The sequence below is a fragment of the Pseudomonas sp. CC11G genome, from assembly GCF_056174845.1.
Genome location: NZ_JBWBZC010000020.1, coordinates 109,696 through 131,306 on the forward strand (window position 1 = coordinate 109,696; position 21,611 = coordinate 131,306).

20 protein-coding genes and 4 tRNA genes are annotated in these 21,611 nt (G+C 60.0%); 14 read left to right on the plus strand and 10 right to left on the minus strand.

Going from position 1 to position 21,611, the window contains the following annotated elements; translation table 11 throughout:
• Together tusD and AC0V2S_RS21005 are read right to left on the minus strand one after the other, a co-directional pair.
• Entirely contained in the window at positions 1 to 393 is a 393-nt protein-coding gene (gene tusD, locus AC0V2S_RS21000; RefSeq protein WP_475511409.1) for a sulfurtransferase complex subunit TusD, read from the minus strand.
• A gap of 98 nt (positions 394 to 491) precedes the next feature.
• Positions 492 to 1,160 carry a Bax inhibitor-1/YccA family protein gene (locus AC0V2S_RS21005; RefSeq protein WP_475511410.1) on the minus strand — a complete coding sequence of 223 codons (669 nt, stop codon included), beginning with the start codon at positions 1,158 to 1,160 and terminating at the stop codon, positions 492 to 494.
• 131 nt (positions 1,161 to 1,291) lie between these two features.
• Between AC0V2S_RS21005 and AC0V2S_RS21010 the strand changes: the two genes are divergently transcribed.
• The 8 genes from AC0V2S_RS21010 to AC0V2S_RS21045 all read left to right on the plus strand — a co-directional run bounded on the left by AC0V2S_RS21010 (position 1,292) and on the right by AC0V2S_RS21045 (position 5,976).
• Positions 1,292 to 1,379: transfer RNA gene (locus tag AC0V2S_RS21010), tRNA-Ser, on the plus strand.
• Positions 1,380 to 1,573: 194 nt separating this feature from the next.
• The gene (gene gacA / locus AC0V2S_RS21015; RefSeq protein ID WP_108094550.1) at positions 1,574 to 2,218 is read left to right on the plus strand and encodes a response regulator transcription factor GacA; all 645 of its coding nucleotides are present in this window, start codon (positions 1,574 to 1,576) and stop codon (positions 2,216 to 2,218) included.
• 1 nt (position 2,219) lies between these two features.
• Entirely contained in the window at positions 2,220 to 4,046 is a 1,827-nt protein-coding gene (gene uvrC, locus AC0V2S_RS21020) for an excinuclease ABC subunit UvrC (protein WP_475511411.1), read from the plus strand.
• Between the two features lie 33 nt (positions 4,047 to 4,079).
• Entirely contained in the window at positions 4,080 to 4,637 is a 558-nt protein-coding gene (gene pgsA, locus AC0V2S_RS21025; protein WP_475511412.1) for a CDP-diacylglycerol--glycerol-3-phosphate 3-phosphatidyltransferase, read from the plus strand.
• Positions 4,638 to 4,702: 65 nt separating this feature from the next.
• Positions 4,703 to 4,778: transfer RNA gene (locus tag AC0V2S_RS21030), tRNA-Gly, on the plus strand.
• Between the two features lie 43 nt (positions 4,779 to 4,821).
• A tRNA-Cys gene (locus AC0V2S_RS21035) sits at positions 4,822 to 4,895 on the plus strand.
• Positions 4,896 to 5,044: 149 nt separating this feature from the next.
• Positions 5,045 to 5,130, plus strand: a tRNA-Leu gene (locus tag AC0V2S_RS21040).
• Between the two features lie 93 nt (positions 5,131 to 5,223).
• Complete coding sequence (locus AC0V2S_RS21045) at positions 5,224 to 5,976, plus strand: response regulator (protein ID WP_475511413.1); 753 nt, start codon at positions 5,224 to 5,226, stop codon at positions 5,974 to 5,976.
• An 11-nt stretch (positions 5,977 to 5,987) separates the two neighbouring features.
• On the opposite strand, the gene AC0V2S_RS21050 is transcribed toward AC0V2S_RS21045, so the two are convergent.
• On the minus strand, positions 5,988 to 6,740 hold the full coding sequence (locus tag AC0V2S_RS21050) for a M23 family metallopeptidase (protein WP_475511414.1): 753 nt from the start codon (positions 6,738 to 6,740) through the stop codon (positions 5,988 to 5,990).
• 179 nt (positions 6,741 to 6,919) lie between these two features.
• Here AC0V2S_RS21050 and AC0V2S_RS21055 point away from each other — a divergent pair, with 179 nt between their 5' ends.
• The 5 genes from AC0V2S_RS21055 (at position 6,920) to AC0V2S_RS21075 (ending at position 11,809) form a co-directional block, all read left to right on the plus strand.
• Positions 6,920 to 7,252 (plus strand): hypothetical protein, encoded by a 333-nt coding sequence (locus tag AC0V2S_RS21055; protein ID WP_475511415.1) that lies wholly within the window; start codon positions 6,920 to 6,922, stop codon positions 7,250 to 7,252.
• An 89-nt stretch (positions 7,253 to 7,341) separates the two neighbouring features.
• Positions 7,342 to 8,703 (plus strand): UDP-glucose dehydrogenase family protein, encoded by a 1,362-nt coding sequence (locus tag AC0V2S_RS21060; RefSeq protein ID WP_475511416.1) that lies wholly within the window; start codon positions 7,342 to 7,344, stop codon positions 8,701 to 8,703.
• Between the two features lie 47 nt (positions 8,704 to 8,750).
• Positions 8,751 to 9,590 carry a UTP--glucose-1-phosphate uridylyltransferase GalU gene (galU, locus tag AC0V2S_RS21065; protein ID WP_475511417.1) on the plus strand — a complete coding sequence of 280 codons (840 nt, stop codon included), beginning with the start codon at positions 8,751 to 8,753 and terminating at the stop codon, positions 9,588 to 9,590.
• A gap of 224 nt (positions 9,591 to 9,814) precedes the next feature.
• Entirely contained in the window at positions 9,815 to 11,176 is a 1,362-nt protein-coding gene (gorA, locus tag AC0V2S_RS21070; RefSeq protein ID WP_475511418.1) for a glutathione-disulfide reductase, read from the plus strand.
• 6 nt (positions 11,177 to 11,182) lie between these two features.
• The gene (locus AC0V2S_RS21075; RefSeq protein WP_475511429.1) at positions 11,183 to 11,809 is read left to right on the plus strand and encodes a trimeric intracellular cation channel family protein; all 627 of its coding nucleotides are present in this window, start codon (positions 11,183 to 11,185) and stop codon (positions 11,807 to 11,809) included.
• A gap of 33 nt (positions 11,810 to 11,842) precedes the next feature.
• On the opposite strand, the gene AC0V2S_RS21080 is transcribed toward AC0V2S_RS21075, so the two are convergent.
• Positions 11,843 to 12,250 (minus strand): copper chaperone PCu(A)C, encoded by a 408-nt coding sequence (locus AC0V2S_RS21080; RefSeq protein ID WP_475511419.1) that lies wholly within the window; start codon positions 12,248 to 12,250, stop codon positions 11,843 to 11,845.
• A complete protein-coding gene (locus tag AC0V2S_RS21085) occupies positions 12,247 to 14,217 on the minus strand; it encodes a tetratricopeptide repeat protein (RefSeq protein ID WP_475511420.1) in 1,971 nt (656 codons plus the stop codon). Before AC0V2S_RS21085 ends, AC0V2S_RS21080 begins: the two co-directional genes overlap by 4 nt.
• A 740-nt stretch (positions 14,218 to 14,957) precedes the next feature.
• On the opposite strand from AC0V2S_RS21085, the gene AC0V2S_RS21090 reads away from it, so the two are divergent.
• A complete protein-coding gene (locus AC0V2S_RS21090) occupies positions 14,958 to 16,127 on the plus strand; it encodes an MFS transporter (protein WP_475511421.1) in 1,170 nt (389 codons plus the stop codon).
• On the opposite strand, the gene AC0V2S_RS21095 is transcribed toward AC0V2S_RS21090, so the two are convergent.
• The 5 genes from AC0V2S_RS21095 to AC0V2S_RS21115 form a co-directional block, all read right to left on the minus strand.
• The gene (locus tag AC0V2S_RS21095; RefSeq protein ID WP_475511422.1) at positions 16,124 to 18,079 is read right to left on the minus strand and encodes an acetoacetate--CoA ligase; all 1,956 of its coding nucleotides are present in this window, start codon (positions 18,077 to 18,079) and stop codon (positions 16,124 to 16,126) included. The two genes, AC0V2S_RS21090 and AC0V2S_RS21095, sit on opposite strands and share 4 nt — an antisense overlap.
• A gap of 65 nt (positions 18,080 to 18,144) precedes the next feature.
• The gene (locus AC0V2S_RS21100) at positions 18,145 to 18,915 is read right to left on the minus strand and encodes a 3-hydroxybutyrate dehydrogenase (protein WP_475511423.1); all 771 of its coding nucleotides are present in this window, start codon (positions 18,913 to 18,915) and stop codon (positions 18,145 to 18,147) included.
• Between the two features lie 49 nt (positions 18,916 to 18,964).
• The gene (locus AC0V2S_RS21105) at positions 18,965 to 20,356 is read right to left on the minus strand and encodes a GntP family permease (protein ID WP_475511424.1); all 1,392 of its coding nucleotides are present in this window, start codon (positions 20,354 to 20,356) and stop codon (positions 18,965 to 18,967) included.
• Between the two features lie 568 nt (positions 20,357 to 20,924).
• Positions 20,925 to 21,215: a TauD/TfdA family dioxygenase gene (locus tag AC0V2S_RS21110; protein WP_475511430.1), complete on the minus strand. Its 291-nt coding sequence runs from the start codon at positions 21,213 to 21,215 to the stop codon at positions 20,925 to 20,927.
• Positions 21,216 to 21,349: 134 nt separating this feature from the next.
• Entirely contained in the window at positions 21,350 to 21,562 is a 213-nt protein-coding gene (locus AC0V2S_RS21115) for a hypothetical protein (RefSeq protein WP_475511431.1), read from the minus strand.
• Positions 21,563 to 21,611 lie beyond the last annotated feature (49 nt).

The following is a 21,611-nucleotide window of genomic DNA, read 5'->3' on the forward strand; positions in this document are numbered from 1 at the left end:
TCACGGCCCTCCAAAGCAGACAAGGCGGTCGGCCAGTTGCGTGGCCTCGTGCAATTGACCGAGGCCCGACAGTTCCCATGGCTTGGCCAAACTTGCGGCCGCGCGTTCATAGCGCTGCGCTTCTTCTTCATTAAACACGCCACGGCGCAGGGCGGCGGCAATGCAGACCACGCCGTCAAGCTGTTTGGCGCTGATGAAGGCGCTCCAGGCGGCGGCGGTGTCTAATTCATCCTGCGGTGTAACGGGCGTGTTGGCCGCGCTGTACACGCCATCCTGATAGAAGAACACCCGCACAATCTCATGCCCGCCGGCCAGCACGGCTTCGGCAAAACGCAGTGCGCGGCGTGAGGAGGGCGCGTGGGGCGGTGAGAAGAGAGCGATGGCGAATTTCATGGAACAGACCGATCTGAAAAAACTGGCGGAATAATACGGCGTTTGCGCGTGGCAGGCATAAAAAAGCCCGCCGAAGCGGGCTTTTATACAGCTGGAGATTAGTCGTCGCTGCTCATGATGCCGAAGATTTGCAGCAGGCTGATGAACAGATTGTAGATCGAGATATAGAGGCTGACGGTCGCCATGATGTAGTTGCGTTCGCCGCCATGAATGATCTGGCTGGTCTGGAACAGAATGCACACCGACGAGAACAGCACGAAACCGGCGCTGATCGCCAACTGCAGGCCGCTGATCTGGAAGAAGAAGCTAGCCAACGTGGCGCCGAGCAGAACGAAGAAACCGGCGGTGATGAAGCCGGCCAGGAAGCTCATGTCTTTGCGGGTGGTCAGCACATAGGCAGACAAGCCGCAGAACACCAGCGCGGTCATGGCGAAGGCCGAGGAAATAACCTCACCACCGTTGGGCATGCCCAGGTAGCGGTTAAGGATCGGGCCGAGGGTGTAACCCATGAAGCCGGTCAGGGCGAAGGTGGAAACCAGGCCCCAGGCGGAATCACGCAGTTTTACGGTAAGAAAGAACAGACCGTAAAACCCGATCAGTACGACAAAGATGTTTGGATACGGAACGCGCATCTGCTGGGCAACGTAAGCAACCACGCCGCTGAAGGCGAGGGTGAGGGCCAGCAGCCCGTAGGTGTTGCGCAGTACGCGGCTGACTTCTTGCTGCTCGACCTGCGCATGGCCGAGTGCGTAATCTTGTTCGTGCATGGCGACACTCCTAATAAACGGTTTGTTGGGTTCCGTGACCGTAGTCGCTTGGATCATAACAGAGCACTTGGTACTGCCAACCTACAGAGTTTGACAGTGTGTTTCCTTCCGGTATGATTCGCCCGCACTTCGGAGGTGTGGCCGAGCGGTTTAAGGCAGCAGTCTTGAAAACTGCCGACTGTAACAGGTCCGTGAGTTCGAATCTCACCGCCTCCGCCATTTTCTCTCCCCGCATTTCCTCTACTTTCCTGCCTCTGCTTCCTATCTTTAGTACAGCTCGATATTCAATATCCTGACGTTGGCTATTTGACGGTTATGCGCCAAGCTAGGCCATACCAAGACTTTTTGTTAAGGTGTTGGCCATCCCATAAGACCGCTTTGTTAAGCGGCTTTGACGCACAACGAGGTGTCGCTTGATTAGGGTGCTGGTGGTCGATGACCACGATCTGGTTCGAACCGGTATTACGCGCATGCTCGCCGACATCGATGGCCTTCAGGTCGTCGGTCAGGCCGACTCCGGCGAGGAGTCGTTGAAGAAAGCCCGAGAAGTGAAGCCAGACGTCGTCCTGATGGATATCAAGATGCCCGGCATTGGTGGCCTTGAAGCCACGCGCAAACTTCTTCGCAGTCATCCCGACCTTAAAGTGATTGCCGTCACCGTGTGTGAGGACGATCCGTTTCCGACTCGCCTCCTGCAGGCCGGTGCCGCTGGCTATCTGACCAAGGGCGCGGCGCTGGAAGAAATGGTGCAGGCCATTCGCATGGTGTTTGGCGGGCAGCGTTATATCAGCCCGCAAATCGCCCAGCAGTTGGCGTTGAAGTCGTTCCAGCCGCAAACCAGTGGTTCGCCGTTCGATCTGCTGTCGGAGCGGGAAATCCAGATTGCCTTGATGATTGCTGGTTGCCAGAAAGTGCAGACCATCTCGGACAAGCTGTGCCTGTCGCCCAAGACGGTAAACACCTACCGCTACCGCATTTTTGAAAAGCTGGAAATCACCAGCGACGTGGAGCTGGCCCTGTTGGCTGTGCGCCACGGGATGGTTGATGCCACCAGTTGAAATGAGCGAGCCGTTTGATTCCAGCGCGTTTCTGGCCACCAGCAGTGGTCGCCCCGGCGTCTATCGTATGTTCGATGCCGAGGCCAAGCTGCTGTATGTGGGCAAAGCCAAAAACCTGAAAAAACGCCTGGCCAGTTATTTCCGCAAGACCGGCCTGGCGCCGAAAACCGCCGCCCTCGTGGCCAAGATCGCGCAGATCGAAACCACCATCACCGCCAACGAAACCGAAGCGTTGCTGCTCGAGCAGACGCTCATCAAGCAGTGGCGGCCGCCGTACAACATCCTGTTACGCGACGATAAATCCTATCCCTATGTGTTTCTTTCCGACGGTGACTTTCCCCGTCTGAGTATTCACCGTGGGGCAAAGAAACTTAAAGGTCGGTATTTCGGCCCGTACCCCAGTGCCGGTGCGATTCGAGAAAGCCTGAGTCTGCTGCAGAAGACTTTTCTGGTGCGTCAGTGCGAGGACAGTTATTTCAAGAATCGCACTCGGCCGTGCCTTCAATACCAGATCAAACGCTGCAAAGGTCCCTGCGTTCCCGACCTGGTTACCGCCGAGGAGTACGCCGAAGACGTACGTCACTCGGTGATGTTTCTGGAAGGACGCAGCAATGCGCTCACCGATGAGCTGTCTGCCGGTATGGAACAGGCAGCCATGAATTTGCAGTTTGAGCAGGCGGCAGATTTGCGCGACCAGATTGCGTTGTTGCGGCGCGTCCAGGATCAGCAAAGCATGGAAGGCGGCAACGGCGATGTGGATGTCATTGCTGCCATGGTCAACCCGGGCGGCGCCTGCGTACACCTTATTAGCGTGCGCGCTGGCCGCGTGCTGGGTAGCAAAAACTTCTATCCGCAGGTGGCGATTGAAGAGGGCGTTGGCGATGTGCTGGCGGCGTTTCTGGCTCAGTACTACCTTGGCAGCCATGAGCGGGATCTGCCGAGCGAGTTGATCGTCAATACTGACCACGAAGACTTCCCGGTACTTATCGAGGCAATTCATTCGCTGCGCGGTCGAGAGCTTTCCATCAGCTATAAAGTGCGCGGCACGCGGGCTCGTTGGCAGCAATTGGCGGTAACGAATGCCGAGTTGGCGTTGGCGTCGCGATTGGCTGATCGTCAGCACATTGCCGCGCGGTTCGAAGCGTTGGCGCAAGCGCTAAACATGGATGAAATTCCGCAGCGCATGGAGTGTTTCGATATCAGCCATTCCAGCGGTGAAGCGACCGTGGCGTCGTGCGTAGTGTTCGGCCCGGAAGGGCCACTCAAGTCTGATTACCGGCGCTACAACATTGAAGGCGTTACGGGCGGTGACGACTACGCGGCCATGCACCAGGCGTTGACCCGACGTTTCAGCAAGATCAAGGACGGCGAGGGCAAGCTGCCCGATATCCTGTTAGTGGACGGCGGCAAAGGGCAGTTGGCAATGGCCCGTGATGTGCTGCAGGAACTGGCCGTGCCGGACCTGATTCTTCTGGGCGTTGCGAAGGGCGTTACCCGCAAGCCGGGTCTCGAAACGCTTTATCTGAACGATGCCGCCCACGAATTCACCCTTCCGGGGCATTCGCCAGCGTTGCACCTCATTCAGCAGATTCGCGATGAGTCCCATCGCTTTGCCATTACTGGTCACCGTGCTCGGCGGGGCAAAACGCGCCGCACCTCGAACCTGGAAGAGGTAGCCGGGGTTGGGCCAAAGCGCCGTCGTGAACTGCTCAATCACTTTGGAGGCCTGCAAGAGTTGGCGCGTGCGAGCACGGAAGAAATCGCCAAAGCGCCTGGAATCAGTAAAAAGCTCGCCGAGTCGATTTATGCAGCCCTACACAGCGAGTAGAATGCCCGCTCACCTCGCTGCCTAGTTGTGCTGATGAATATTCCCAACTTGCTCACCGTTTTGCGCGTTCTGCTGATTCCGATCTTCCTGTTGCTGTTCTATTTGCCGTTCTCCTGGAGCTATCTGGCGGCCAGCGCCGTATTTGCAGTGGCGGCTGCCACCGACTGGCTTGACGGTTATCTGGCACGCAAGTGGGAACAGAGCACGCCGTTTGGTGCCTTTCTCGACCCCGTCGCTGACAAGCTGATGGTTGCCGTTGCGTTGGTGGTATTGGTGGAAGAGCACCACACCATTTGGCTGACGGTGCCGGCCGCTATCATTATTGGCCGCGAAATCGTGATTTCGGCGTTGCGTGAGTGGATGGCCGAATTGGGCGCCCGGGCTCATGTGGCGGTGTCCAATCTGGGTAAATGGAAGACTGCTGCGCAAATGCTGGCATTGGTTATTCTGTTGGCCAGTCCGCCGTCCGAAACTTTCCGTGTGTGGGTAGGCTTCGGCCTGTTGATCGTTGCTGCAGCGCTGACGTTGTGGTCGATGGTGCATTACCTGATTGCTGCCTGGCCGCACCTGAACCCCAACAAAGATAAATAAGCTTTTTTGAATCAAGGGGTTGACGGGCTGTTTGGATTCTATAGAATGGCGCCCGTCACCAAGACGCGGGAATAGCTCAGTTGGTAGAGCACGACCTTGCCAAGGTCGGGGTCGCGAGTTCGAGTCTCGTTTCCCGCTCCAATTTGTTGACGTTGACGCCGCAGTTTGCGGCGTCTTCGTTTGAGGCCGAGTAGCAAAATGGTTATGCCGCGGATTGCAAATCCGCTTACGCCGGTTCGATTCCGACCTCGGCCTCCATTATAGAATAGCCCCGTAGATCATTGATCTACGGGGCTTTTTCTTTGTGTTGAGAAGAAAGTCCTGACGTCCGAAAACTTGCTTCGCGGTGGATGGCTGTATATATTCCGCCCTCGTTCTACGCCGCAGCGGTATAGCCGGCCACCATCGCCCGGATGGCGAAATTGGTAGACGCAAGGGACTTAAAATCCCTCGTTCTTTGAACGTGCCGGTTCGACCCCGGCTCCGGGCACCACATATAAAACAAGGGCTTACGACCGGAAACGGCGTAGGCCCTTGTTGCTTCAGACCACCCCCTTCTTGATGCGTCTTCCTGCCGCCCAAACCTGTGACGTCACGTCGCGCCCAAAATCTTCTCCGTTTCCTACAAGAATTGCACTTTGGTACTAGCATCAGATTGCGCTTGGCGCATTGCACAGGCGCTACCTGTCTCATTGCTGATCGAGGTGATTGCTTGGCTAGAGTATTGATTGCTGACGACCATGAGGTAATCCGCATGGCGACTCGTCTCATGCTGGAGAACGCCGGGCATGAGGTGATAGGCGAGGCGAGCAACGGCATTGAAGTGGTGAGTCAGGTGCGCAGCCTTACTCCGGACTTGATCATTCTCGATATGGATATGCCGCACCTCGATGGGTTTGCTGTGCTGCAGCGTCTTCACGCCGAGCCAGATCCAGCGAAAATCATTGTGTTCTCCGGCCTCGATGCCAGCCGTTATGCAGTGCGTTGCGCGCGCGCCGGTGCGTCGGGGTTTGTCTCTAAAGACAGCGATCTGAAGCAGTTGATGAATGCCGTTCAGGTGGTCCTGTCCGGCTATAAGCTGTTTCCGGTTACTGAGTTCTCGTCGGTGGACGGCAGCGCCACACTGACGTCGGAAAAGGAGCAGTTGGAAACCTTGTCTGATCGCGAACTTACCGTCCTACGGGCGTTGGCTCGCGGGCATCGGATCAAGGATATTGCTGATGAGTTGCTGCTCAGTGAAAAGACCGTCAGCACGTATAAAAGCCGGCTGATCGCCAAGCTCCAGGTGGGTAATATTCTCGAACTGGTTGAGCTGGCAAAGCGTAACCACGTGATCTGAACACCGCACTATTAAGAGCGCCCGCTCCAGGGCAGCACCTTTCCGGCGCCGAACGTTGCTTCATGGGTCCGTGCTTTCCATAGGATAAAACTCTTCGGATCAATCGGTTTATTCAGGTAACGGATCTCATAGTGAAGGTGCGGCGCCGTGCTACTACCGGAATTGCCGCTAAGCCCCAGGACGTGATTGGCCACCACCGGAGCGCCCACCTTTACGTTCACCTCTTGCAAATGTGCGTACAGCGTGGAGAAGCCCAGACAGTGGGTTACCACCACGTATTTGCCAAAGCCCGACTCTCCCCGGCGGTCCGCCTCGCTAATCACTCCGCTCGCCGTGCTGAGCACCGGCGTCCCACTGCGTACGCTCAGGTCTATGCCGCGGTGTTGCTGAAATACCTGTTTGATGGGATGAAAGCGCAGGCCAAATGCTGAGCTGACCCGGCCTGTTCGGCGCAGCGGCAGCCCCTTGGGCAGGTTGTGCAGGAGCAGATGGTGTTTGAGCGTGCTGGAGGTTTGCGCCGCGCTAAGTAGCGCGAGGTTCTGCGGGTTAGTTGACGGCGGAATAAGGTCGCCGAATAACGGTGTTTTATTCAGCGCTGAATCGATCAGCTGCGTAACCGCTTCATGGTATTGGGCCTCACCCAACGCATGCAGGGGCGCGCTAGTGGCGGGCAAGGCCGCCAGGGTGAGAATGATCAAGAGGCAGAAAGACAGCAGGGCGTCTGCCGGCGCATTGGGTTTTGCGTTCGACGTGTTCACGGGCACGAACCTGGCGGCAAAAAAGAGGCCTGATTCTGGCGAGACGTTTATGCTGCGGCGCTAGGTGTATTCCATGGAGTGCGTAGGAACTTTTCTACCATTCGACAGCCTTCCGTAAATGACTAGCGAGAAGGGCCCGCCCGCATCTGCGCGTTACAAGCCGGCTTCTCCGAGAGGTGTTCACCATGAAACGCTTCGTAGCAGCACTCATCCTGGTTGCCGGGCTGCCCAGCATCGGCGTCCACGCGGCCGAAATAGTCGGTCAGCAACGCACCATCACCCGTACGTACGTCACTCCTGGCGCCAGCGGCAGCATTGGTGAGTCCAGTCGTCAGCAAGGCTATAGCGGTTATGGCGGTTACCAGGTGCCGGAGAGCGGTTATGACAGCCGCAGCACGTACCAAGGCAGCGGCTCCACCCAAATTCGCGGCAACGTGCAACAAAGCACGGAGTATCCAGGTGTCGGCGAGTTTCAGCGCCAACCCGGCAGTCGCTCCGTGGAGCGCACTCAACCCTGACGGGCGCTGTCACACCGCTGACTCGCCGTCGTCACACGCTTGCCACTGCTTTTCGCTGCAATCACTGCACTTCATTCGGAGATGCGGCGATGCAGCTATGTGTGATTGGTGCGGGGTACGTGGGGTTGGTAACAGCTGCCTGTTTTGCCGAGATGGGCAATCACGTGGTGTGTGTCGAGGCTGATCCGCTGCGCCTAGCCCGATTGCAAGCCGGCGAAGTACCGATTCACGAGCCTGGATTACAAGCCTTGCTCTCCACCCACCACGCCAGCGGCCAGCTGCGCTTTACCGGCGTTCTGGCGCAGGGCGTTGAGCGCGCGGCCGTCGTGTTTATTGCCGTGGGCACTCCCAGCGAAGAAGACGGTTCGGCGGACCTCAGCCATGTGTTGGCGGTGGCAGCTCAGCTCGGCGCCGTACTGCGCCATACCTGCCTGGTGGTCAACAAGTCGACCGTGCCGGTGGGTACCGCTGAACGCGTACAACGCGTCATCAATCAGGGGCTGCATCAGCGCAAGCTCGCCCTGCAGATCGCGGTGGCCAGTAACCCTGAGTTTCTCAAGGAAGGCTCCGCGATTGACGACTTTATGCGCCCCGACCGCGTCCTGCTGGGTTGCAGCGATATCGCCAGTGAGGAGCTGCTCCGCCGCCTATATGCCCCCTTTGTCCGCAACAACGAGCGGGTGCTTAGCATGCCGGTGCGTGCGGCGGAATTTAGCAAATACGCCGCCAACGCATTTCTGGCGACGAAAATCTCGTTTATCAATGAAATGGCCGGCCTGTGCGGTTTGCTCGATGTCGATATCGAACAAGTGCGCCGCGGCATTGGCAGCGACAAGCGCATTGGCACGCACTTTATCTACGCTGGTTGCGGCTATGGCGGCTCGTGCTTTCCCAAAGATGTAAAAGCGCTGATTCACATCGCCGAGCAGCACGGTTTCGAGCCGGCCATTCTGCGCGCCGTGGAAGCGCGCAATGCGCTGCAGAAAACGTTGTTGTTCGAGGCGTTGCACGATCATTTCAACGGCTATCTGCAGGGCAGGGTGGTGGCGCTGTGGGGGCTGGCGTTCAAACCTGGCACCGATGATTTGCGTGAAGCGCCCAGTCTGGTGCTGATCGACGCGTTGCTGAACGCCGGCGCGCGTATTCAGGCCTGCGACCCGGTGGCTTGCAACGCGGTGGCGGCGCGCTACCCCGATGCGTTGGCAAGCGGCCAATTGCAGCTTTCCGATTCTGCCTATACGGCAGTGGAGGGCGCGGATGCGCTGGTGTTGGTGACCGAGTGGAAGCAGTTTCGCCAGCCGGATTTCCACCGAATTCGCGGTCTGATGCGTATGCCGGCAGTGTTCGACGGACGCAATATTTACGATTCGTTGGAACTATCTGAGCTAGGGTTTCTCTATCGTGGCATTGGTCGCCCTGTGGCGGGCCATTGTAAGGCGAGTGCCGCCTGATTAGACTGCGCGGCACTAACGGTACGACCCTTCTTTCAAGGACTCACATGATCAAGAAATGCTTGTTCCCGGCTGCTGGTTACGGTACTCGCTTCCTGCCAGCGACAAAGGCCATGCCCAAGGAAATGCTGCCGGTGGTGAACAAGCCGCTGATTCAGTATGGCGTCGAAGAAGCCCTGGAAGCCGGGCTCTCGGAGATTTCCATCGTTACTGGCCGTGGCAAGCGCGCCCTGGAAGACCACTTCGACATCAGCTATGAGTTGGAGCACCAGATCAAAGGCACCGATAAGGAGAAATACCTGGTTGGTATCCGTCGTCTGATCGACAACTGCAGCTTCTCCTACACCCGTCAGGTAGAAATGAAAGGCCTCGGCCACGCCATTCTGTCCGGCCGCCCGCTGATCGGTGACGAACCGTTCGCCGTGGTCCTGGCGGACGACCTGTGCGTGAACATCGAAGGCGACGGCGTGCTGACCCAGATGGTCAAGCTGTACAACCAGTTCCGTTGCTCGATCGTGGCCATTCAGGAAGTGCCGATGGATGAAGTGTCCAAATACGGCGTTATCTCCGGCGAAATGATCCGTGACGACATCTATCGTGTGAACAGCATGGTCGAGAAGCCGAAACCGGAAGATGCACCGTCGAACCTGGCGATCATCGGCCGTTACATCCTGACTCCGGACATCTTCAAGCTGATCGAAGAAACCGAGCCAGGCAAAGGCGGCGAAATCCAGATCACCGATGCCCTGATGAAACAAGCGCAAGACGGTTGCGTACTGGCCTACAAATTCAAAGGCCAGCGTTTCGACTGCGGCGGCGCGGAAGGCTATATCGACGCCACCAACTTCTGCTTCGAAAATTTCTACAAGACCGGCAAGGCTTACTAAGCCAAACCTGGGTTGTAAGAGAGCCACCTTCGGGTGGCTTTTTTGCACCTGCGACATGGTCAAGATTCTGGATTCCCGCCTGCGCGGGAATGACGGGGTCTGGACACAAACTTCCGTCGTCCCCGCGCAGGCGGGGACCCAGAATCGCAAAGGCAAGAGCAAATCGCGCCGCAGCCATCGAGCCCGCCGTTGCGCTATGCTGCCCGCCAGCTAAGGAGATTTGCATGACGTACGATTTCGACCTCTTCGTAATTGGTGCCGGTTCCGGCGGTGTGCGTGCCGCGCGTTTTGCCGCAGGCTTTGGTGCTCGCGTTGCCGTGGCCGAAAGCCGCTACCTTGGCGGCACCTGCGTTAACGTGGGCTGCGTGCCGAAAAAGCTGTTGGTGTACGGCGCCCATTTCGCCGACGAGTTCGAGCAGGCCAGCGGTTTTGGCTGGACCCTGGGCGGCAAGCCGGATTTCGACTGGGCCACGCTGATCAGCAACAAGAACCGCGAAATCCAGCGCCTTAACGGCATCTACCGCAACCTGCTGGTCAACAGCGGCGTCACGTTGCTGGAAAGCCATGCCAAGGTAGTCGATGCGCACCATGTTGAAGTCGACGGTAAAACCTTCAGCACCGAACATATTCTGATCGCCACCGGCGGCTGGCCGCAGATTCCGGAAATCCCCGGCCACGAACACGCGATCAACTCCAATCAGGCTTTCTTCCTTAAAGAACTGCCCAAGCGCGTGCTGGTGGTGGGCGGCGGTTATATCGCTGTGGAGTTCGCCTCGATTTTCAATGGCCTCGGCGCCGATACCACCTTGCTGTATCGCGGTGAACTGTTCCTGCGCGGCTTCGATGGCGCGGTGCGCAAGCACCTGAAAGAGGAGCTGACCAAAAGCGGCATCAACCTGCAGTTCAATGCCGACATCGCGCGCATCGACAAGCAAGCCGACGGCAGCCTGCACGCCACCCTCAAAGACGGCCGCGTGCTGGAAGCCGACTGCGTGTTCTACGCCACGGGCCGCCGGCCGATGCTGGATAACCTCGGCCTGGAAAACACCAATGTGCAGCTCGACGAGCGCGGTTTTATTGCTGTCGACGACCAGTTCCAGACCCACGAGCCATCCATCCTTGCCCTCGGCGATGTGATCGGCCGCGTGCAACTCACGCCAGTCGCGCTGGCCGAAGGCATGGCTGTGGCGCGGCGGTTGTTCAAGCCCGAGCAATACCGCCCCGTGGATTACCAGCACATTCCTACGGCCGTGTTCAGCCTGCCCAATATCGGCACCGTGGGCCTGACCGAAGAGCAAGCGCGCGACGCCGGGCACAAGGTGGTGGTTTACCAGAGCGACTTCAAACCCATGAAGCTCACCCTCACCAGCAGCCAGGAACGCACGCTGATGAAGCTGGTGGTGGATGCCGATAGCGACAGGGTGCTGGGTTGCCATATGGTCGGCCCGGATGCCGGCGAAATCGTTCAGGGCCTCGCAGTTGCGTTGAAGTCCGGCGCCACCAAGCGCATTTTCGACGACACCATGGGGGTGCACCCAACCGCCGCCGAAGAGTTCGTGACTATGCGTACGCCCGTCGGTGCCTGATTGAACATCGAAACCCTGTTCTACCTCAGCGACCTGTTCGGCGTGGCGGTATTTGCCGTAACGGGTGCCCTGATGGCCGGGCGCAACGCGATGGATTTGTTTGGCGTGCTGGTCATCGCGTTAGTTACCGCCTTGGGCGGGGGCACGTTGCGCGATCTCATCCTCGACAACCATCCGGTTAGCTGGATTGGCAACGAGCTTTACCTGGTCGTCGCTTCGTTCGGTGCCTTCGGTACGGTGCTTTGGGCGCGTTTTATCAAACCGCTGCCGGAAAAAGCCTTGCTGATTGCCGATGCCTTCGGGCTCGCGGTGTTTACCGTGATTGGCACTGAAGTGGCCCTGCGGCATGACGTGCCCGTTAGCTCGGCCGTGATCATGGGTGTGATGACCGGCGTGGCCGGCGGGGTATTGCGCGATGTGCTGTGCAACCAGATTCCGCTGATCTTCCAGAAAGAGGTGTACGCCACGGCGTGTATCGCCGGGTCGCTGGTGTATATGGGCTTGCTGCACCTGGGCGCCGGGCATTGGGCGGCGACCGGGGTGGCGATGCTGGTGGTGTTGGTGACGCGGATTGCGGCGATTTACTGGGGGCTGGCGCTGCCACGGTTTCACCTGTTGGATCGCCGCCGCTAGCCTTAACGGCATCGCGGCTTCAGCCGCGATTTTTCACTGTCGTACTGGCACTTGAATCTGCCGCTGTCCCGCTTTCTCAAACTGCAACGTCAGCGGCAGCACGTCGCCCACCTGCAACGCCCGTTTCAACCCCAACACAATATGCGTATGCCCCGGCGCCAACACTTGCTGACCACCGGCCGGAACGCCGATGGATTTCAACGGCTGCACACTGTTCACTGAGCCCAACTGCACCGTAGTCAGCAGCTTCACCGAACTGGCCAGCGGGCTGCTGGCACCCACCAGTCGATCCTGCTCGGTGCCGGCGTTACGCAGCGTCAGATACACCTCGACTTGCTGCACCGATGTCGCCTTCGCCCAAGGCTCGATCACCTCTACCGAACCTGCCGCCCACAACGGCTGACTCAGCAATAACGCGACCAGGAGAGCAGGGCGCCTCACTTGTTCGGCGCCTGCTGTAGCTCCGGATCATCCGGGTTCTGTTGCTCAAGCTCAGCTTGCAGTACTTGCACTTTCTGCGGCTGACCGGCTTCGTGCCAGTAGCTGATCAGGGCCATGCGTGCACTGCGGTTGGTGGGCTGGCGTTTAAGCAGCGCCTCCAGCTGATTGCGCGCTTCTTCCGGCTTGCCCAGGTCGTGCAGGGCAATGGCGTAGATGTAGTTGAACTGCGGATCATCCGGCGTCAGCTGGGCGGCTTTGGCCAAGGCGGCCAGGGCCTGGTCGCGCTCGCCGGCGCGGATCAGCATCAGCCCCAGGCTGTGTTGCAGCAGACCGGCTTTGGGGTGCTTGGCAATCGCGTCATTGAGCAGTTCCAGCGCCGGGCCGTGTTGGCCTTGGGCATCGAGTAACTGGGCGAGGCTGACCACCGCCGGCAGGAAGTCCGGGTTACGTTGCAGCGCCTCACGCAACGCCGCTTCCGCTTGCCCGCCACGGCCGGTGTTTTGGTAGAGCATCGCCAGGTTGAGGTTGGCCTCGGCACGGTCGCGTAGGGCCTGCTGCGTGGCTTCGTATTCTTCTATCGCCGGCCGCCACAGTTTGTCGATGGACGCGCGTTGCTGGGCGGGGATATTGGCCAGTTGCGAGGCCGCGTTCATGCGCACGGCACGTACCGGGTCGCTCAGGCGCGGGGTCAGCAGGCTGATAAATTGATCGGCCGAACCCATCGCCGCAATGGCATCAATCGCCGCAGTGCGCACTTGCGGCGCCTGATTGTTCAAGGCAATCGCCGCCTGCTCCAGCGAACGCTGGCTCGGGTAGGTCGCCAACTGCGTCAGCACCGTGGCGCGGCGAATGGCCGGCAGGTCAGTGCGCGCCAGTTGCTGCATCAGCATACGGGCGGCGCCCGGCGAGCCATGGCGAGCGGCAAAGATGGCGTCGGCATAACCGCCGTCGTGCACCGGCGTGTCGCCGTACCAGATCTTGAACTGCTCCGCGATCTTGCTACTGGCACCTTTATGGCAGGCGGCGCAGGCGTCCGGGCTGCCGATTTTGGCCGAGTGGGCAGGGTTGGGAATGCTCAGGCTGTGGTCGTGGCGGTAGTCGTTGACCATATACAGCTTGCCCGGCATATGGCAGTCCACGCACTGCGAGCCGGGTTGCCCAGGCTTGTGCTTGGTGTGCTCGGGCGCCTCGTAGTTCTTGGTCTGGAGCCCGGCGCCGTCGATGCCGGCGCGCGAGGCTTTGCCCGACGGGTTGTGGCATTGCAGACACACGCCATTGCCCGGCGCTTTAAGCTGATTGCTGTGGGGGTTGTGGCAGTCGGTGCAAGTGACGCCCTTGGAGAACATCTTGCTCTGGGTGAACGAGCCGTACTCGAACACCTCTTCCTTGATCTTGCCGTCAACCTGGTACAAATCAACGGTCAGCGCCGCCGGCAGGTAGTCATCCATCAAACGGTTTTTATGGGTATAGCCATCGCCCAGCGGCGCGCGGCGGGCATGGCAACGGCCGCAGGTTTCCACCTGGGTGAGTGCGTCGGCGCTGCTCAGCGCAGGGCCAAATCCTTTGTCCGGTTGCTGCTTGTTGAGGTTCTCGCCGGCGCTCCATTGCAGGTGGCGCGAGGCTGGGCCATGGCAGCTTTGGCAGCCGACGCCGAGGTTGTTCCAGGTGCTGTTGAAGCTGTCGGCGGTGGGGCTGAAGTTGCGTTTGAAATCGGTGGTGTGGCATTCCACGCACATGAAGTTGGCGTTCTGGGTCGGCTTGCTCCAGTGCAGGTCGTCACGGAAGTCGACCTTCTCGCCGGGGTACATCTCGAACCAGCGTTTCTTCTGCGTATCCCAGGCCACGCCCGAGGCCTGCAGGCGGCCGCCGGGCATTTCCAGCAGGTATTGCTGCAACGGCTCAATGCCGAAGGTGTATGCGACTTTGAAATCGGCCGGTTTGCCGTCGGGGCCGGGGTATTGATCCAATAGGCGCCGTCGCGCTGGCTGAAGTGGCTGGTCTCTACGTCGCCTTTGTAGGTGGTGTTATTGAAGTCGCCGAGGATGTTCTCGGCGCTGGCCGGCAGCATGGCCTTTTGGTGGTGCGAGCCGCTCCAGGCCTTGGCCTGTTCGCTGTGGCAGCCCTGGCATTGGGTTTCGTCCACAAAGGTGGCTGGCGGCAGCTGTGATTCGGTTTTGCTGACCGGCGTGGTCGCGACAGTGGCGGGTACGACCGGGGGCGCTGAGTGTTGGCGGTACAGCCAGATCGGCAGGCTGATCAGCAGCACCACGGCAAATATGATCAACGGGAGCGGGCGATTGGCAGGCTTGCCGTTGGCCTCTGGGGTTACGAGCGGGGGAGTCGGGGTAGCAGTGGGTTTGTTCTTTTTTTTGTGCTTCGGCATGCAAACATCCGTTGTTCTGACGAGCGCGTTTCACGGTTGGGTTGCAGCTTCGGCGAGGTGGGCGGTGGTGTCAAACGTTGCGCGCTGCAATTGCGTAACGGCTAGCCCTCTCCCCAGCCCTCTCCCGCAGGCGGGAGAGGGAGCCCAAACGAGCAAGTCGAATAAACGGTGATGGATTCCCCTCTCTCGCTTGCGGGAGAGGGGTTAGGGGAGAGGGCCGGCCCAACGCGACGGCGTAATAAATAGCCACCTAACGGATTTTCTCGTCAGCCGATTTCCCGTAACCTATCAGTCCTTTCCTGTTGTCCCGTACCGAGCCCTCCGATGAGCCCCACCAACCTGACCATGACCCGTGGCATGGTGCTGTTGTTTGCGTTTTGCTGCGGCGTGATCGTCGCCAATATCTATTACTCGCAGCCGATCATCGAACTGATCGCGCCGGACATTGGCCTGTCAGCCACCGCCGCCAGCCTGATCGTGTCCCTGACCCAAATCGGCTATGCCCTGGGCATGCTGTTTCTGGTGCCGCTGGCCGACCTACTGGAAAACCGCAAGCTGATGATCGTCACCGCCCTGGTGTCGGTGGCCAGCCTCTTGGCGGCGGCGTTTACCACCCAGCCCCATGCGTTTTTGCTGGTGTCGCTGATGATCGGGTTGAGCACGGTGTCGGTGCAGATCCTTATTCCCCTGGCCGCGCACCTGGCCCCCGAGGCCTCACGTGGTCGGGTGGTAGGCGGCATCATGGGCGGGCTGCTGCTCGGCATTCTGCTCGCGCGGCCGATCTCCAGCCTGATTGCCGACCACTTTGGCTGGCGCTCGGTGTTTATGGTGGCGGCGGCCGTGATGACGGTCATCGTGGTAATTCTGGCGACCACCATGCCGAAACGTCAGCCCGACCACAGCGCCACCTACGGCCAGTTGCTGCTGTCGCTGGGCAAGCTGTTCAAGCGCGAGCCGGTGCTGCGCCAACGAGCGCTGATGCAGGGCTGCATGTTCGCCTCGTTCAGCCTGTTCTGGACCGCTGTGCCGCTGGAGTTGGCGCGTAACCATGGTCTGTCGCAAACCCAGATCGCGCTGTTTGCCCTGGTGGGTGCCATTGGCGCTATCGCCGCGCCTATTGGCGGCCGTTTGGCTGATGCCGGGCATACGCGCGCCACAACACGGCTGGTGCTGATACTGGCGGTGCTGTGTTTCCTGCCGGCCTTTATCCCGCCGACCAACAGCGTGATCGCCCTGGCACTGACTGGCGTGGTGCTGGATTTCTGCGTGCAGATGAATATGGTCCTGGGCCAGCGGGCGATCTACGCCCTGGATGCCAGCAGCCGTGGTCGCCTTAACGCGCTGTATATGACCGCTATTTTTGTCGGCGGCTCGCTGGGGTCGGCGCTGGCCAGTGCGTTGTTCGACCACACCGGCTGGCTGGGCATCGTAGTGTTGGGCAGCATCTTCCCACTGGTTGCGCTGGGGATTTTTCTGCGTAGTGACCGGCGTTAATCCTGCAATTCAGTCAGGTCTTCAAATAGCGTTAACGCCTCAGGATTCGCCAGCGCATCGGTGTTTTTCACCGGCTGGCCGTGCACCACATTACGCACTGCCAGTTCGACGATCTTGCCGCTGATGGTGCGCGGAATATCGGCCACGGCAATCACCTTGGCCGGTACATGGCGTGAGGTGGTGTTGGCGCGAATCACCTCGCAGATGCGGGCGGTCAGGGCCTCATCCAGCGTGACGTCCTCACGCAGCCGCACAAACAACACTACGCGCACATCGCCTTGCCATTGCTGGCCGATGGCGATGGATTCCAGCACTTCTTCGACCTTTTCCACCTGCCGGTAGATTTCCGCCGTGCCGATGCGTACGCCGCCGGGATTGAGTACGGCATCCGAGCGGCCGTGGATGATCAGGCCGCCGCGCGGGGTTTGTTCGGCGTAGTCGCCGTGGGCCCACACGCCGGGGAAGGTTTCGAAGTAGGCAGCGTGGAATTTCTCATCGTCCGGGTCGTTCCAGAAGCCCACCGGAATGCTGGGGAAGTGCTTGCTGCACACCAGCTCGCCTTTTTCACCCACCACGGGTTTGCCGGCGTCGTTCCACACTTCCACAGCCATGCCCAGGCCTTTGCATTGCAGCTCGCCGCGGTACACCGGCAGCACCGGGTTGCCGAGCGCGAAGCAGGAGACGATATCGGTGCCGCCGGAAATCGAAGACAGACACACATCCGCTTTGAACGATTGGTACACGTAATCAAAGCTGGTATCCGACAGCGGCGAGCCGGTGGACAGAATGCCTTTCAGCTTGCGCAGCCGATGGCTCTTGTTTGGCTCCACCCCGGCCTTTTCCAGCGCCGCAAGGTACTTGGCGCTGGTGCCGAAAAGGCTGATGCCTTCGGCGTCGATCATGTCCATCAAACGCTCGGGGCCGGGCTGAAACGGCGAGCCGTCGAACAGCACCAACGTGGCCCCCAAGGCGAGGCCGGACAGCAGCCAGTTCCACATCATCCAGCCGCAGGTGGTGTAGTAGAACAGCGTGTCGTTGGCGGTCAGGTCGCTGTGCAGGCCGTGTTCTTTCAGGTGCTGCAAGAGCACGCCGCCGGTGCTGTGCACAATGCACTTGGGCACGCCGGTGGTGCCGCTGGAATAGAGAATGTAGAGCGGGTGGTCGAACGGCGCCGGGGTGAACTGCGGCTCGCCGCCGGGTTGGAAAAACTCGCTCCACAACGCCACCGGGGCACTGCTTTGGTAATCCTCGATGCGCGATTCAGGGCGCGAATAGGGCACCACGATCAACTGCTCCAGCGTGGGCATCTGCGCGAGAATTTCATTGAGCTTGGCGGTTTGATCATTGTTGATGCCGCCATACCGGTAACCGCCAGCGGCAATCAGCACCTTGGGCTCGATCTGGCCGAAGCGGTCAATCACGCCCTGAGTGCCGAAGTCGGGCGAGCAGGACGTCCAGGTCGCCCCCAGGCTGGTAGTGGCCAACATGCCCACCACCGTTTGCCAGGTATTGGGCATCATCGCGGCCACCCGGTCGTTCGGACCGACGCCGAGCTTGGCCAGCGCCTTTTGCAAGCCAGCGACCTGGGCGGCTAGGTCGCGGTAGGTCAGCACCTCGCGCGTGCCGTCTTCGCCAATGGCCACCAGCGCCGGGTGATCATCGCGGCGACGCAGCATGTGCTCGGCAAAATTCAGGCGTGAATCGGGAAACCAACGCGCGCTGGGCATTTGCGCGTTTTCTTTCAGTACGCCTTGGGGCGCGGTGCTGAAGTGCACCTCGAAGAAGTCGACAATCGCCTGCCAGAACGCCTCGCGCTCGGCCACGCTCCAGGTATGTAACTGCGGGTAATCCGTCAGCGCCAGGCTGTGACGCTCGTTGATAAATCGGCGGAACGCATCCATTTGCGTGGCCGCGATGCGCTCGGCGGAGGGTGTCCAGAGTGGCTGGGGCATGACGGGGTCCTAAGCTGGCTAAAGATATTGCAACACGAGCACCAGGGGCTTCACCCAGTCCCGACTTATTGCGCCAGCCACCCGCCATCCATATTCCACGCTGCTCCGCGCACCTGCACAGCCGCATCGCTGCACAGAAACAGCGCCAGCTCGCCCAGTTGCTCGGGTGTTACGAAATCCAGCGACGGTTGTTTCTCAGCCAACAAATCATGCCGCGCTTGCTGCGCATCGCCGGTCGCCAGGGCGCGGTCGTCGATCTGTTTTTGCACCAGCGGGGTCAGCACCCAGCCGGGGCAGATGGCGTTGCAGGTAACGCCGGTGGTGGCGGTTTCCAGGGCCACGCTTTTGGTCAGCCCGATCAGGCCATGCTTGGCCGATACATAGGCGCTTTTGCCAGCGGAAGCTGCCAGGCCATGGGCCGAGGCGATATTGATGATGCGCCCCCAATTACGCGTGCGCATGCCGGGCAGGGCCAGGCGGGTGGTGTGAAAGGCGGAGGTGAGGTTGATGGCGATGATGGCGTCCCAGCGGTCCACCGGAAATTCCTCCACCGGCGCCACGTATTGAATGCCGGCGTTGTTGACCAGAATATCCACGCCACCGAATTCCCGTTCGGCAAAGGCCATCAGGTCTTCGATATCCGCGACCTTGGACATATCCGCCGGGTGGTGGCTGACCTTGCCGCCCAACGCGGCCACTTCATCGACGGCCGCCTGAGCGTCGCCAAAGCCATTGAGCAACAGGTTGGCGCCGGCCTTGGCCAACACCAGCGCAATGCCCAGGCCTATGCCGCTGGTGGAGCCGGTAACCAGGGCTGTTTTGCCGTGCAGACTCATACTTCTCTCCTTGCGCTGGCAGGCCCGAACGGCCTGCCGGACGTCAGTGTTAAACGATGCCTGTAGCGTAGAACGTGCCAATCACTACGAAGACCGCGAGGGTCTTGATGATCGTGATGCCGAAAATATCTTTGTAGGCTTCGCGGTGGGTGAGGCCGGTAACCGCCAGCAAGGTGATCACCGCGCCGTTATGCGGCAGGGTGTCCATGCCGCCGCTGGCCATGGCGGCCACGCGGTGCAGCACTTCCAGCGGGATATTGGCGGCGTTGGCGGCCTCGATAAAGGAATGCGACATCGCCGCCAGGGCAATGCTCATACCGCCGGACGCCGAGCCGGTGATACCGGCCAGCAAGGTGACGGTAACGGCTTCGTTCACCAGCGGGTTGGGGATGGTTTTCAGCGCGTCGGCCAATACCAGAAAGCCCGGCAACGAGGCGATGACCGCACCAAAACCGTACTCGGAGGCGGTGTTCATCGACGCCAGCAAGGCGCCGCCCACGGCGGTTTTGGTGCCTTCGGCGAGTTTGGATTTGATCGCGCTAAAGCCGCAGATCAGCACCAGCAGAATCCCTAGCAACAGCGCCGCCTGGACCGCCCAGATGCCCGTGAGTTTGGCCACTTCACTGGTCACCGGCTGCGCCATACCCGGCAATTGCAGCGTATGGGTGGCGCCGTAAATCTGCGGAATCCAGCGGGTAAACAGCAGGTTCGCCACGCCCACCAGAATCAGCGGCGACAGGGCCAACCATGGGTTAGGTAGGGCGATATCTTCAGCCGTCTCTGGCTCGTTACGCAGGTCGGTGCCATAGCCTTCGCCGGCGGCTTTGGCTTTGCGCAACTGGCGACGCAGATACAGCATGCCGGCGGCAAATACGAACAGCGTGCCGATCAGCCCCAGCCACGGCGCGGCCCAGGAGGTGGTGCCGAAGAAAGTGGTGGGGATGATGTTCTGGATTTGCGGGGTGCCGGGCAGGGCGTCCATGGTGAAACTGAACGCGCCCAGAGCGATGGTAGCCGGGAGCAGGCGCTTAGGAATATCGCTCTGGCGGAACATCTCGGCGGCAAACGGATACACCGCGAACACCACCACAAACAGCGACACGCCGCCGTAGGTGAGCAGGGCGCACACCAGCACGATCACCAGCATGGCCTGGCGTGTGCCGAGCAAGCGAATGGCGGCCGCGACGATGGAGCGCGAGAAGCCCGACAGCTCGATCAGCTTGCCGAACACAGCGCCAAGCAAGAACACCGGAAAGTACAGTTTGACGAAGCCGACCATCTTCTCCATGAACACGCCGGTGAAGGCGGGCGCCACGGCCGATGGATCGGTCAGCAATACCGCGCCGAGTGCGGCAATCGGCGCGAACAGAATGACGCTGTAGCCGCGGTAGGCCGCGAGCATCAGCAAGGCTAACGCGGCGAGGGCGATAAGCACGCTCATAAAGCAATCTCCTGGTGCCGGGCGCGTAGACACCCGGTGTTGTTCTTATTGGTTTATGGAGTAGCGAAGCGGCGATTTGATTCGCCGTTTTTTTCAGCGGCGTTGGGAAGGCAAAGGCTGCAGTGGAGGGGTGTAAGAAATGTAGCGGGGGGGAGCAAGTGGCGCATGGCGGATCTCCAGCATTTTGTTGTTGTTTTAAGTGCGGTCTGTGCCGCAGCGGGAGCTATAGCGAGATATGTGCCAGTTGTTTAACTGTATGAAAGATAAGGAATTTGTTGGGTTTTTCGGGGAGGATGGATTGATGCTTGTCTCGGAGTGGAGACAATAAGCAGGGGGAGTGGGCACGAGCTGGGGTTTCGCGCTATCTCTATTTGGGGATAGTGGTCTACAGAAAGAGACTTTCAGGTGTCTGCATCGGCCAATCGAGGCTAAAGCCTCTCCTACAGATATATGCAATCCCCTGTAGGAAGGCTTCAGCCTCGAAGCTTTTCAAGAACCCACTATTTAGAAAGGCTTGTCGCCCAGAATCGTCGCCCGCTGCATCACGCGGCGTGCGGGGCGGTAGTCGTCAACGGCGTAATGCTGGGTCACGCGGTTGTCCCAGACGCCACGTCGTTTTCCTGCCAACGCCAGCGCACAAAGATTCCGGCTTGGTGGCGTGGGCGAACAGAAAGGTCAGCAGCGCCTGGCTTTCGGCCGGCTCAAGCTCGTTGATCTTGCTGGTGAAGCCTTCGCTGACGAACAACGCCTTGCGCCCGCTCACGGGAATGGGGCGCACCACGGGGTGCGATTGCGGCGGGTGTTTGCGACGGTTTTCGTCCAGCGTGCATAGTCTTGCGGCGTGTTCCGTACGCTCCAGCGGGACGAGCGGGTGAAGTCGTGGGTGGCGGTCAGGCCGGTGAGCAAGGTTTGCAGCGGCTTCGACAGCGCCTCAACGCGGCAATACCGCTGGCCCAAAGGTGTCGCCACCTTTGGGCGGCAGCAGCTTGGCGCTCAGCACGGCGCCCATGGCGGGCTCCGGCAGAAAAGGTGACGTCGGTGTGCAGATGGCGTTTGTCGCGCACATCGGTCACGGCCGTGTCGAGAATCAGCACTTCGGGCTGCTCCGGCACGTTGGGGTAGATGGGGTGGATATGCAGATCGCCAAAGCGCGGCAAAGCGCGCTTGTTGCTGTGGGGTGATCGGCTGGTCGCGGAAGAACAGCACCTGATGGTCCAGCAGCGCTTGTTCGATGGCAGTGCGGTTGGCGTCGCTC